Annotated in this window: 9 protein-coding genes and 1 tRNA gene; 7 read left to right on the plus strand and 3 right to left on the minus strand. The window is 71.3% G+C overall.

The window, feature by feature from the left end:
• The 5 genes from AC2H6A_RS13530 to AC2H6A_RS13550 form a co-directional block, all read left to right on the plus strand.
• The coding region (locus AC2H6A_RS13530; RefSeq protein ID WP_484274127.1) for a thiamine pyrophosphate-dependent enzyme at nucleotides 1–438 on the plus strand (438 nt) is incomplete at its 5' end.
• A gap of 48 nt (nucleotides 439–486) precedes the next feature.
• A complete protein-coding gene (locus tag AC2H6A_RS13535; protein WP_484274128.1) occupies nucleotides 487–1,227 on the plus strand; it encodes a hypothetical protein in 741 nt (246 codons plus the stop codon).
• Nucleotides 1,224–2,336 carry a uroporphyrinogen decarboxylase gene (gene hemE / locus AC2H6A_RS13540; RefSeq protein ID WP_484274129.1) on the plus strand — a complete coding sequence of 371 codons (1,113 nt, stop codon included), beginning with the start codon at nucleotides 1,224–1,226 and terminating at the stop codon, nucleotides 2,334–2,336. The genes AC2H6A_RS13535 and hemE overlap by 4 nt, the downstream gene beginning before the upstream one ends.
• A gap of 464 nt (nucleotides 2,337–2,800) precedes the next feature.
• Nucleotides 2,801–4,936 carry a primosomal protein N' gene (locus AC2H6A_RS13545; protein ID WP_484274130.1) on the plus strand — a complete coding sequence of 712 codons (2,136 nt, stop codon included), beginning with the start codon at nucleotides 2,801–2,803 and terminating at the stop codon, nucleotides 4,934–4,936.
• A 4-nt stretch (nucleotides 4,937–4,940) separates the two neighbouring features.
• Nucleotides 4,941–6,983, plus strand: coding sequence for a UvrD-helicase domain-containing protein (locus tag AC2H6A_RS13550; protein ID WP_484274131.1), 2,043 nt, complete (start codon nucleotides 4,941–4,943; stop codon nucleotides 6,981–6,983).
• 53 nt (nucleotides 6,984–7,036) lie between these two features.
• Here the strand turns inward: AC2H6A_RS13550 and AC2H6A_RS13555 are convergent, their stop codons facing one another.
• Complete coding sequence (locus AC2H6A_RS13555) at nucleotides 7,037–7,555, minus strand: c-type cytochrome (protein ID WP_484274132.1); 519 nt, start codon at nucleotides 7,553–7,555, stop codon at nucleotides 7,037–7,039.
• A gap of 69 nt (nucleotides 7,556–7,624) precedes the next feature.
• On the minus strand, nucleotides 7,625–8,323 hold the full coding sequence (locus AC2H6A_RS13560) for a nitroreductase (RefSeq protein WP_484274133.1): 699 nt from the start codon (nucleotides 8,321–8,323) through the stop codon (nucleotides 7,625–7,627).
• Between the two features lie 156 nt (nucleotides 8,324–8,479).
• On the opposite strand from AC2H6A_RS13560, the gene AC2H6A_RS13565 reads away from it, so the two are divergent.
• Nucleotides 8,480–8,555, plus strand: a tRNA-Arg gene (locus AC2H6A_RS13565).
• An 11-nt stretch (nucleotides 8,556–8,566) separates the two neighbouring features.
• Here AC2H6A_RS13565 and AC2H6A_RS13570 read toward each other — a convergent pair.
• Complete coding sequence (locus AC2H6A_RS13570) at nucleotides 8,567–10,132, minus strand: long-chain-fatty-acid--CoA ligase (protein ID WP_484274134.1); 1,566 nt, start codon at nucleotides 10,130–10,132, stop codon at nucleotides 8,567–8,569.
• A gap of 141 nt (nucleotides 10,133–10,273) precedes the next feature.
• Here AC2H6A_RS13570 and AC2H6A_RS13575 point away from each other — a divergent pair, with 141 nt between their 5' ends.
• On the plus strand, nucleotides 10,274–11,749 hold the full coding sequence (locus AC2H6A_RS13575; protein ID WP_484274135.1) for an NAD-dependent succinate-semialdehyde dehydrogenase: 1,476 nt from the start codon (nucleotides 10,274–10,276) through the stop codon (nucleotides 11,747–11,749).
• Nucleotides 11,750–11,850: the final 101 nt, after the last annotated feature.

An 11,850-nucleotide genomic window follows, 5' to 3' on the forward strand; every position in this document is an offset into this window, starting at 1 on the left:
CCCACCGCCGGCGCGCCGCCGCATGACTGGCTCACCGGCACCGGCGGGTCCATCGGCTTTGCCATGCCGGTGGCCGTGGGCGCGGCCATCGCCGCCCCCGATCGCCGGGTGGTGGTGCTCGAGGGCGACGGCAGCGGCATGTACACCCTGCAGGCGCTCTGGACCATGGCCCGCGAGGGGCTCAATGCCACGGTGGTGGTGTTTGCGAACCGGGCCTACCAGATCCTGCGCGGCGAGTTCCTCGGCGTGGGCGCGGGCGAACCCGGCCCGCGCGCCTCGCAGATGCTCTCGCTGGATTCCCCGGCGCTCGACTGGCTTTCGCTCGCCCGCGGCATGGGCGTGTCGGCCACCCGCGCCGACAACCTCGGCGACTTCGCGCAGCAGTTCGCGCGCTCGGTCGCCACGCCCGGCCCCACGCTGATCGAGCTGGTGATCTGAGCGCCCGCCCCGATCCCTGGCTGGTGCCACGCGAGGCGATGCGATCCCATGCCTGATGCCCACCGGCGCGTGGCCCTGGTGGCCGGCGCCACCGGCCGCTTCGGCGAGGCCCTGCTCAACCGCGTGCTCGCCGATGGCGACTATGCCGAGGTGGTGGCGCTCGCCCAGGCGCCGATGTCGCTCGGCGTGCGCGGCCTGGCACTCGCGCCCCTGCACGACCTGCCGCCGGTACACGATGCCTTCGTGGCGGTGGCCGCGCCCGGCGCCCCGGCCCGCTCGTTCCATGGCCGTGATGCCGCCTGGATGGCCGTGGAGCCGTCGCGTCTGCTGGCCGTGGCCGAGGCAGCCTGCGCCGCCGGTGCGCGCCGCCTGGTGCTGGTCTCGCCCACGCCCGTCTGGCAGCAGATGGGCGGCCTGCGCGCCGGGCTGGCGGGCGAGGCCGAGCTTGCCCTGGCGGCGCTGCCGCTGACCTCGCTCACCGTGCTGCGACCGGTGATCGAGGCCGGCGGCCGGGCCATGGGCTGGGTGGAACGGGTGGCGAGCATCTACACCAGCCTCCAGATGCTCGCCATGCCGCGCTCGATGCCGGTGCTGCGCAGCGAGGAACTCGCCCGCTGCGCCGTGGCCGCCATGCGCCGCGCCCGCGACGGCGTGAGTGTCCTCGGCGCAGATAGAATCCCGGCACTGCTGGCGCCGGTCACTCACCCTGCCGACCCCTCGGATCCCACCGCGCCAGAGGCGGCTCCCCGCCCGTCTGCCGCCGATCTACCCCGAAAGAGCTCCCCATGACCGCTGCCGTTGCCAACGACACCTTCCTGCGGGCCCTGCGCCGGGAACCCACCGAACACACCCCGGTGTGGCTGATGCGCCAGGCTGGCCGCTACCTGCCGGAATACAACGCCACCCGGGCACGGGCCGGCAGCTTCCTCAACCTGTGCAAGAACCCCGAGCTCGCCTGCGAGGTCACGCTGCAGCCGCTGGCCCGCTATCCGCTGGACGCGGCCATCCTGTTCTCCGACATCCTCACGGTGCCCGATGCCATGGGCCTGGGGCTGTACTTCGCCGAGGGCGAGGGCCCGCGCTTCGAGCGGCCGGTGCGTGACGAGGCGGCAGTCGCCCAGCTCGCGGCGCCCGACCCCAACGAGTCCCTGCGCTATGTGATGGACGCGGTGCGCACCATCCGTTCGGCGCTGGGTGGCAAGGTGCCCCTGATCGGATTCTCGGGCAGCCCCTTCACCCTGGCCTGCTACATGGTCGAAGGCGGCGGCAGCGATGACTTCCGCCAGATCAAGACCATGCTGTACCGCCGCCCCGACCTGCTCCACCGCATCCTCGAGGTGAATGCCCAGGCGGTGGCCGACTACCTGAACGCACAGATCGAGGCCGGCGCGCAGGCGGTCATGATCTTCGACTCCTGGGGCGGCGCCCTGGCCGACGGCGCCTTCCAGGCGTTCTCCCTCGCCTACACCCGGCGCGTGCTGCGGGCGCTGCGCCTCGAGCGCGACGAGGGCGGGGTCAAGGTGCGGGTGCCGACCATCGTGTTCACCAAGGGCGGCGGCCTGTGGCTGGAGCAGATCGCCGGTGCCGGCTGCGATGCGGTCGGGGTCGACTGGACCATGAACCTCGGCCAGGCCCGGGCGCTGGTGGGCGATCGCTGCGCGATCCAGGGCAATCTCGATCCCATGGTGCTCATGGCCGGCCACGAGCAGGTGCGGGCTCAGGCGCTGAAGGTGCTCGAAAGCTTCGGCCCGCCCAGCCCTGGCCACGCCCACATCTTCAACCTCGGCCACGGCATCTCGCAGTTCACCCCGCCCGACCATGTCCACACCCTGGTCGAGACGGTGCACCAGTACAGCCGCGAGATGCGCCGGCGCGGCGCAAGCGCGTCCTCCCTGTAGCGCTCGGGCTGCGCCGCGGGTCGCCCGAGCCGCGGCATCGGCCGCCGGGCTCCGCGGGGCGGCTGCCGCTTTGCCGCGTCCGGGCCGGGGTCCGATCGGAACAAGGCGGAGGTGCTTGCCGTCTGACACCCGGCCGCGTCATCCACCGGCATGACGCGATCCGACCCCGATTTCCGCGGCCCAGGCGCTGAAATCGCCTTGACTTATGCACACTTGACGAGGCTGCTCAAATGTGCGTTCCAGCCCTCGCCTGTCATCGAACCGTGATTTTGCAACTCATTGATTCAGAACGACTTTTTCTCAGATCAAAAACCGTGCAACGAACCCGTCATCAAGGATTGGCGCGGGTTTCCGGGCGGTCGGGCCGGGTTGGCCACAGTTTTATCCACAGGTTCTGTGAACGACCCGAAAAACCCTTAATGACCTCGCGCGTTAGGGGTCGAACTTAAAGTGGAGTCTAGCTTTTGAGTGCGGCCGCAAGCCCTCCTGCCTACGCCCGGGTGCTGCTCGACCTGCCGGTGGGCGAGGCTTTCGACTACCGGCTCGGCCCCGATCAGGTGCCGCCGGCGGTGCCCGGCGCCTGGGTGGTGGTGCCCTGGGGGAGCGGGCAGCGGGTCGGTCTGGTGGCCTCGGTGGGGTCGTCCACCGAGCTGGATGAGGAGCGGGTGCGCGAGGTCACCGAGGTGCTGGCCGACGCGCCGGTGCTGCCTGCCGACTGGTTCGCCTTCCTGGGTTTTGTGGCTGGCTACTACCACCGCACGCTGGGTGAGGTTGCCCTGCCGGCGCTGCCCAAGCGGCTGCGCACGCCGCCTGCCGCCCGCGCCCGTGGATCGGTGTTCGCCCGGCTGCGGCGCCGGCCGCTCGGACACGAGGCCGACAGGCAGGACACCGCCCGAGCCGGCGCGGCAGACGCCCAGGCCCCTGCCCCCGCCGGTGCGGCGCACCTCCAGACCCCTCGTCGCCCCGAGGCTCCACCCACCCTGAACCCGCACCAGCAGGCCGCGCTCGCCGGGCTGCGCGAGGCGTCGGGCTTCCGGGTCTCGCTGCTGCACGGGGTCACCGGCAGCGGCAAGACCGAGGTCTACCTGCACTGGCTGGCCGAGGTGCTGGCCGGCCGGCCCGACGCCCAGGCGCTGCTGCTCGTGCCCGAAATCGGCCTCACCCCCCAGCTGACCGGCCTGCTGCGGGCGCGGTTTGCCGGCGTGCCGCTGGCCGTGCTGCACAGCGAACTGCCCGACGCCGAGCGCGCCGCCCACTGGCTGGCGGCGGTCGAGGGTCGGGCGCGGCTGGTGGTGGGCACCCGGCTGGCGGTGCTCACCCCGCTGCCAGGCCTGGCCGCGATCGTGGTCGACGAGGAGCACGACGCTTCGTTCAAGCAGCAGGAGGGCGTGCGCTACTCCGCCCGCGACATGGCGGTGGCGCTGGCCGCCCGCCGCGACATTCCGGTGGTGCTCGGCTCGGCCACCCCCTCGCTGGAAAGCTGGCGGGCGGCCCAGACAGGCCGCTACCGCCTGCTCAGCCTGCCCGACCGGGTGCATGCCGGCGCCTGGCCGCGGCTGCGCCGCATCGACCCGCGCCGCCAGGCGATGGTCCATGGGCTGGCCCCCGACACCCGCCAGGCGATCAGCGATGCCCTGGCCCGGGGCGAGCAGGCGCTGGTGTTCATGAACCGACGCGGCTTCGCGCCGGTGCTCCACTGCGAGGCCTGCGGCTGGTTGAGCGCCTGCGAGCACTGCGCCGCCTTCCGGGTTCTGCATCGGGATGGCGGTGGCGCCGGAGCGCCCGCCCGCTACCGCCTGCAGTGCCATCACTGCGGCGGCCAGTCACGGGTACCGCGAGCCTGCCCGGGCTGCGGCAATGTCGATCTCGGCCCGCTCGGGCGCGGCACCCAGCGTCTGGAGGATGGCCTGCGCGAGCTCTATCCGCAGGCCCGCATCGCCCGGCTCGACCGCGATGTCGCCCGCCATCGCGGCGCGGCGGGCGAGGTGATCGCCGCCGCCCACCGCGGCGAGGTCGACATCCTGGTCGGCACGCAGATGCTCGCCAAGGGCCATGACTTCCAGCGCCTGAGCTGCGTGGTGGTGGTCGACGCCGACAGCGGCCTGTTCTCGGCCGACTTCCGTGCGCCGGAGCGGCTGTTCGCGCTGCTGATGCAGGTGGCCGGGCGCGCCGGCCGGGCCGGCCTGGCCAGCGAGGTGCTGATCCAGACCCGGTTCGGCCAGCATCCGCTGTTCGACGCGCTCGCCCGCCATGACTTCGCCGCTTTTGCCGACGCGCAGCTCGCCGAGCGCCATCAGGCCGGGCTGCCGCCCTTCATGCACCAGGCGCTGATGCGGGTCGAGGCCCGCCAGCTCGACACCGCCCTGGCTTTTCTCGGCCAGGCCCGCGAGCTGGCTGCCGACCCGCCGGCCGGCCTGACCCTGTTCGATCCGGTGCCCATGCCGATGGCCCGGCTGGCCGGGCGCGAGCGTGCCCAGCTGCTGCTCGAGGCGCCTGCGCGCGCGCCGCTGCACGCCTTCCTGCGCGAGTGGCTGCCCGCCGTGGCCAGCCTGAAGGGCGCGGTACGCTGGCAGATCGAGATCGACCCCCTGGAAATCTGAGCCCATGGCCAACCCGGTCACCCCCCTGAATCCCGCCCAGCGCGAGGCCATCCGCTACCTTGACGGCCCCTGCCTGGTGATCGCCGGCGCCGGCAGCGGCAAGACCCGCGTCATCACCCACAAGATTGCCCACCTGGTGGATGCCGGCATCCAGCCCTCGGCCATCGCGGCCATCACCTTCACCAACAAGGCCGCCCAGGAGATGCAGGAGCGCCTCGCCGCGCTGGTCCGCCTGCCCGAGCGCGAGCGCCCGCTGGTGAGCACCTTCCACTCGCTGGGCGTGCAGATCGTACGCAGCGAGGCCCGCGCGCTGGGTCTGAAGCCTTCCTTCTCCATTCTCGATGCCGACGACGCCACGGCGATCGTGCAGCAGGCCCTGGCCACCACCGACCGCCAGCTGCTGCGCGCGGTGGTCTCGCGCATCTCGCTCTGGAAGAACGCCATGGTCGACCCGGCGCAGGCGCTCGCCCAGGCGCGCGGCGAGCCCGACACCTCGGCGGCGCTGGCCTATCGCGAGTACGCGGCCACGCTGTCGGCCTACCAGGCGGTCGACTTCGACGACCTCATCCGGCTGCCGGTGCAGCTGCTGCGCGACGACCCGCAGGCCGCGCAGCGCTGGCGCGAGCGGCTGCGCTACCTGCTGGTCGACGAGTACCAGGACACCAACGCCAGCCAGTACGAGCTGCTGCGCCTGCTGGCCGGGCCGCGCGCCGCCTTCACCGCGGTGGGCGACGACGACCAGTCCATCTACGGCTGGCGCGGCGCCACGCTGGAAAACCTCGAGCGCCTGGGCCGCGACTACCCGTCGCTGCGGGTGATCAAGCTCGAGCAGAACTACCGCTCCTGCCTGCATGTGCTGCAGGCCGCCAACCGGCTGATCGCCCACAATCCCAAGCTGCACGAGAAGACCCTCTGGTCCGAGCTCGGCCCGGGCGATCCGGTCACGGTGGTGGCCTGCGACGACGACGAGCAGGAGGCCGAGTCGGTGGCCGCCCGGCTCTCGGCCCACCGCTTCGAGCGGCGCGGCCACTGGGCCGACTACGCGGTGCTCTACCGCGGCAACCACCAGGCGCGGGTGCTCGAGCAGGCGCTGCGCAAGGAGAAGATCCCGTATGTGCTCTCGGGCGGGCAGAGTTTCTTCGAGCGCAGCGAGATCCGCGACCTGCTCGCCTGGCTGCGCCTGCTGGCCAACGACGAGGACGACCCCGCCTTCATCCGCGCGGTGACCACCCCGCGACGCGGCGTGGGCACGGCCACCCTCGCAGCCCTCGGTGAGTACGCCGGCCAGCGGCAGCGGCCGATGTTCGCCGCGCTCTTCGAGAGCGGGCTCGAGGCCCGTCTGGCGCCCCGCCAGCTCGCGCCCTTGCGCGAGTTCGGCGCCTTCATCAACCGCATGGCCGCGCGCGCCACCCGCGAGCCGGCCGCGCCGGTGCTCGACGACCTGATCGCGGCCATCGGCTACCGCGCCCACCTTTTCGATGCCGCCGACGAGAAGCAGGCCGCCGCGCGCTGGACCCATGTCACCGACTTCCTCGACTGGGTGAAAAAGCGCGCCGACGAGGACAAGGCCACGCTCGCGCAGGTGGCCCAGAGCGTGGCCCTGCTCTCGCAGCTCGACCGGCGCGACGAGGACCTGGATGCCGTGCGCCTGTCCACCGTGCACGCTGCCAAGGGCCTGGAGTTCGGCCATGTGTTCGTGGTGGGCTGCGAGGAGGGCATCCTGCCGCACCAGGGCGGCCTGGAGGGCGAGGAGCCCGATGCGTCCGAGGCCGATGCCGATCCGGCCTGGCGGGCGCGCATCGAGGAGGAGCGGCGGCTGATGTATGTGGCGGTGACCCGGGCGCGCCGCAGCCTCACGCTGAGCTGGTGCGCGCGTCGCCGTCGCGGGCGCGACGCGGTGCGACGCGAGCCCTCGCGGTTTCTGACGGAGATGCAGCTGGAGGCGAGGCCGCCGGCGCGGCAGACCGATCAGGCCGATGCCCGTGCGCGGCTGGCGGCGCTTCAGGCCTTGCTTGCCCGGCCGGGCAAGCCGCCGGGGGCCGGCTGAGCGCGAGGTCGAGGCGGGCGGGCGGGCTGCCGGCCTCGACAGGCGCAGAGCGCTTACTTCTTGGCGTCTTCGGCGGGCGCCGGGGCCTTGGGTTCGGCGAGCTTGCCGCCGCTGCCGTTGGCCATGTAGACCACCGCGCGACCGATCTCGATGTCCTCGAAGTCGCCGCCGCCCTGGGCAGCCATGGCGCCCTTGCCCTTGAGCGCGGAGTTCAGCAGCGCGTCATAGCCGGTCTTGATGCGCGCCGCCCAGGCGCCGGCATCGCCGACCTTGGGTGCGCCCGCCGCGCCCACCGCGTGGCAGGCCGAGCACTGGGCCTTGTAGACCTCTTCGCCGGCGCGCAGCGCCTTGGCGCCGCCCGCGCCCTTGAGCTCGAAGCGGGCCACCGGCTGGATGCGGGCCTCGGTGGCCTCGGGGGTGAGGGCGTTGTTGCCCGAGCCGCCGCGGTCGCCGGCACCCACATACTTGACCAGCAGCACGATGATCAGGATGGGCACCACGAAGGACAGCACCACCGCGGTGATCAGCTGCTTCGGGGTCTTGATGAAGGTTTCGTGTTCGGCGGCGCTCATTGGCTTTCCTCGGGGAGGGCCCGGTTCGTCAAAACCTCTGATTGTAGCCGCTGAAGCGCGGCCAGCGGATCAGAAGCCGCGGAAGCTGGCAATGGCCGACACCGGCTCGCGCTCGGTCTGCAGCCGGTTGATCGCCGCATCGGGATCGGCGTGGCCCAGCGCCATGCCGCAGATCACGCCCTCGGTCTCGGGCAGGCCCAGGGTGCGCGCGATCACCTCGTGGAAGCGCGAGAACGCCTGCTGCGGACAGGTGTCCAGCCCGCGGCCGCGAGCCGCCACCATCACGTTCTGCATGAACATCGCGCAGTCCATGTAGCCGCCGGTGCGCATCATCTTGTCCATGGTGAAGATGATCCCCACCGGCGCATCGAAGAACACATAGTTGCGCGCGCTCTGCTCGCGCATGCGCTCGGTGTCGCCCTTGCCGATGCCCAGCAGCCCGTACATGTCCCAGCCGATCTTGCGCCGGCGGTCGACATACGGCGACACCCACTGCGCCGGGTAATAGGGGAAGGGCTCGGTGTACTTCGTGGCGGCATCGGGCTCGGCGAACGCGGCCAGCACGGCACGGCTGAGTTCGGCCTTGGCCTCGCCGGCCAGCACATGCATCTTCCAGGGCTGGATGTTGGTGCCCGACGGCGCGCGGCTGGCCACCGCCAGGATCTCGGCCACGGTCTCGCGCGGCACCGGCGTGGGCAGGAAGGCGCGCACGGAGCGGCGGGTGGTGATGGCGGCATCAACGGCGGCGCGGGTCTGGTCGGGGTCCATGCGGTGTTTTCCGGGTGGCTGAGAGCGGCAATCCACGCAAGATACCGCAGGCCTGCGGGGCGCCCGCCGCGCCCGGCCGCGCTTGGACGGGTTCCTGAAATCCGGGTATCCTCGCCGTCTTCTCTCGGGGGGCGGTCATCACGCGCTCCCCGCTACGCGCCCGTAGCTCAGGGGATAGAGTATTGGCCTCCGAAGCCAAGGGTCGCAGGTTCGATTCCTGCCGGGCGCGCCACCTTCTGCCACTCAGGCCACATTGCGCTGCCGCCCCTCCCAGTGGGGCTCGCGCAGCTTCGTCTTGAGAATCTTGCCCGCGCCCGACAGCGGCAGCGCGTCCACGAAGGCCACGCTGCGCGGGCACTTGTAATTGGCGATCAGTGTCTTGCAGTGGGCCATGATCTCGTCGGCGCTGGCGCTGTGCCCGGGCTTGAGCACGATCACCGCATGCACCGCCTCGCCCCAGCGCTCGCTGGGAATGCCGATCACCGCGCACGAGGCCACCGCGGGATGCCGGCCCACCGCGTTCTCGACCTCGGCCGAATACACATTCTCGCCGCCGGTGATGATCATGTCCTTCACCCGGTCGACCACGAACACGAAGCCGTCCTCGTCCATGTAGGCGGCGTCGCCGGTGTGCATCCAGCCGCCGCGCAGCGCGGTGGCGGTGAGCTCGGGCTTGTTCCAGTAGCCCTGCATCACGCCGGGGCCGCGCACGCAGACCTCGCCCACGGTGCCGCGGGGCACCTCGTTGTCGTCGGCATCGACGATGCGCACCTCGGCGGTGAGCGTGGCCCGCCCGCCCGAGCGCATCTTGCCGGCCTTCTGGCCCTCGGCGGTGTGGTACCAGGCCGGCAGGATGGTGGCGCAGGGCGAGAGCTCGGTCATGCCGTAGGCCTGGGCGAAGCCGGCGTTCGGGAAGGCCTCCAGTGCCCGCTTCATCACCCCCTCGCTGATCGGCGAGGCGCCGTAGAGCACCTGACGCAGGGCGCGGGTGTCGTACTGCTTCAGATCGGGATGGTCGACCAGCATCTGGATCATGGTGGGCACCAGCAGCATCTGCGAGGCGCCCTCGTTCTGGATGCTCTCGAGCACGCCGGTGGGCGTGAACGAGGGCACGAACACCGTGGTGTTGCCCAGGTTCATGCTGGCGAGCATGGCTGCCCCGTTGGCGAGGTGGAACATCGGCGCGGCGAACAGCGTGATGCCACCCGGCATCACGATGCCCTCGGCCACATTCGAGATCGCGTTCGAGGCGAGATTCAGGTGGGTGAGCATCACCCCCTTGGGAAAGCCGGTGGTGCCGCCGGTGTAGAAGATGCCGGCGAGGTCGTCGCCCGAGCGCATCGCGTCGGGCACCGGCGCGGCCTCGGCGATCAGCGCCTCGGTGCTGCGCATGCCCGCCGGGGTGTCGCCCTTGCCCCAGTAGAGCACGGTGAGCGGCACCCGGGTCTGGGCACGCAGGGTCTCCACCACGCCGGCGAAGGCATCATCGACGATCAGGATGCGGGTGTCGCAGTCGTCGAGCGAATAGGCCACCTCGGCCGCGCTCCAGCGGATGTTCACCGGATTGACCACCGCCCCCGCCCACCAGGTGGCGTAGTAGTACTCGAGGTAGCGGTCGGCGTTCATCGCCATCATGGCCACCCGGTCGCCGGGCTTCACGCCCAGGGCCTGCAGCGCGCCGGCCAGGCGCGCCACCCGGTCGCCGAACTGCGTCCAGGTGTGTTCGCGGCCCTGGAAGCGCGTGGCGATGCCGCGCGGCTTCTGCTGGATGGTCCGGTGCAGCGACTGGGTGAGGTTGAAGCTCGTCATGGCGCCCTCGGCGTTCGGCTGGAAACCTGATCATGCCAGCGTCGGCGCCACGCCGTTGCGCGGCATCGCGTTTGCCGATACCGTCGCCGCTGCATTGCGGCAGCCCCTGCCGCCGGTCCATCGCATCCCCCAGGAGACACCATGAACACCGCCATCTCGCTCGAGCAGGCCGCCGTCGCCTATGCCGGCTACGAAGACCTCTGCCTCTACATCGACGGGGAATTCCTCAAGGGCGGCGGCCGCCGCGAGCAGGATGTCTTCGACCCCGCCACCGGCAAGGCCTTCGCCAGGCTGCCGCATGCCACCCGCGCCGACCTCGATCGGGCCCTGAACGCAGCGCAGCGCGCCTTCCAGACCTGGCGCCACAGCTCGCCGCTGGAGCGCAGCCGCATCCTGCGCAAGGTGGCCGAGCTCTCGCGTGAGCGGGCCAAGGACATCGGCCGCAACATCACCCTCGACATGGGCAAGCCGGTGGCCGAGGCCGTGGGCGAAGTGGTGTCCTGCTCGGAGCACTGCGAGTGGCATGCCGAGGAATGCCGGCGCATCTACGGTCGGGTGATCCCGCCGCGCCTGCCCAATGTGCGCCAGATGGTGCTGCGCGAGCCCATCGGCGTGTGCGCCGCCTTCACGCCCTGGAACTTCCCCTACAACCAGGCCATCCGCAAGATCGCGGCGGCCATCGGCGCGGGCTGCACCATCGTCATCAAGGGCCCCGAGGACGCGCCCAGCGCGGTGGTGGCCATTGCGCGCATGTTCCACGAGGCCGGCCTGCCTCCGGGCGTGCTCAACCTGGTCTGGGGCGTGCCGGGCGAGGTCTCCGAATACCTGATCAAGTCGCCGATCGTGCGCAAGGTCTCGTTCACCGGCTCGGTGCCGGTGGGCAAGCAGCTCGCCGCGATGGCCGGCGGGCACATGAAGCGCGTCACCATGGAGCTCGGCGGCCACTCGCCGGTGATCGTCTTCGATGACGCCGAGATCGACCGCGCCTGCGACCTGCTGGTGGGCTTCAAGTTCCGCAATGCCGGCCAGGTCTGCGTGTCGCCCACCCGCTTCTACATCCAGGAGAAGGCCTTCGACCGCTTCGTCGCCCGCTTCATCGAGAAGACCCGCGAGGTCAAGGTGGGCTCGGGTCTGCAGGCCGATGTGCGCATGGGGCCGCTCGCCCATGACCGCCGGCTGCCGGCGATGGCGCAGTTCATCGACGATGCCCGCGCCCGCGGCGGGAAGGTGGAGGTCGGCGGCGAGCGGCTGGGCGAGATCGGCAACTTCTTCGCGCCCACCGTGCTCACCCATGTGCCCGACGACAGCCTGGTGATGACCAGCGAGCCCTTCGGCCCGATCGCGCCCTGCGTGCCCTTCAAGACGGTCGACGAGGTGCTGGCCCGCGCCAACTCGCTGCCCTACGGCCTGTCCTCCTACGCCTTCACCACCTCCACGAAGAACGCGCTGGCGGTGCAGAACGGCATCGAGTCGGGCATGGTCAACATCAACCACTTCGGGCAGGCGCTGGCCGAGACGCCCTTCGGCGGCATCAAGGACAGCGGCATCGGCAGCGAGGGCGGCACCGAGACTTTCGACGGCTACCTCAACACCAAGTTCGTCACGCAGATGGACTGACATGGCATCACCGGCCGATCCCGCCGCTGCCGGTCGGCCGGCGCTCCGGATGCCGCTGCTGCTCGCGCCCTTGCTGCTGGCGCTGGCGCTGCTGCTGGGCG

Source organism: Quisquiliibacterium sp., assembly GCF_982640115.1.

Excerpts from the sequence above, each read along its gene's own strand:
- AC2H6A_RS13550 (WP_484274131.1), top strand. The coding sequence starts at position 4,941 with ATGGCCAACCCGGTCACCCCCCTGAATCCCGCCCAGCGCGAGGCCATC.
- AC2H6A_RS13555 (WP_484274132.1), bottom strand. The coding sequence starts at position 7,555 with ATGAGCGCCGCCGAACACGAAACCTTCATCAAGACCCCGAAGCAGCTG.
- AC2H6A_RS13560 (WP_484274133.1), bottom strand. The coding sequence starts at position 8,323 with ATGGACCCCGACCAGACCCGCGCCGCCGTTGATGCCGCCATCACCACC.
- hemE (WP_484274129.1), top strand. The coding sequence starts at position 1,224 with ATGACCGCTGCCGTTGCCAACGACACCTTCCTGCGGGCCCTGCGCCGG.
- AC2H6A_RS13535 (WP_484274128.1), top strand. The coding sequence starts at position 487 with ATGCCTGATGCCCACCGGCGCGTGGCCCTGGTGGCCGGCGCCACCGGC.
- AC2H6A_RS13570 (WP_484274134.1), bottom strand. The coding sequence starts at position 10,132 with ATGACGAGCTTCAACCTCACCCAGTCGCTGCACCGGACCATCCAGCAG.
- AC2H6A_RS13575 (WP_484274135.1), top strand. The coding sequence starts at position 10,274 with ATGAACACCGCCATCTCGCTCGAGCAGGCCGCCGTCGCCTATGCCGGC.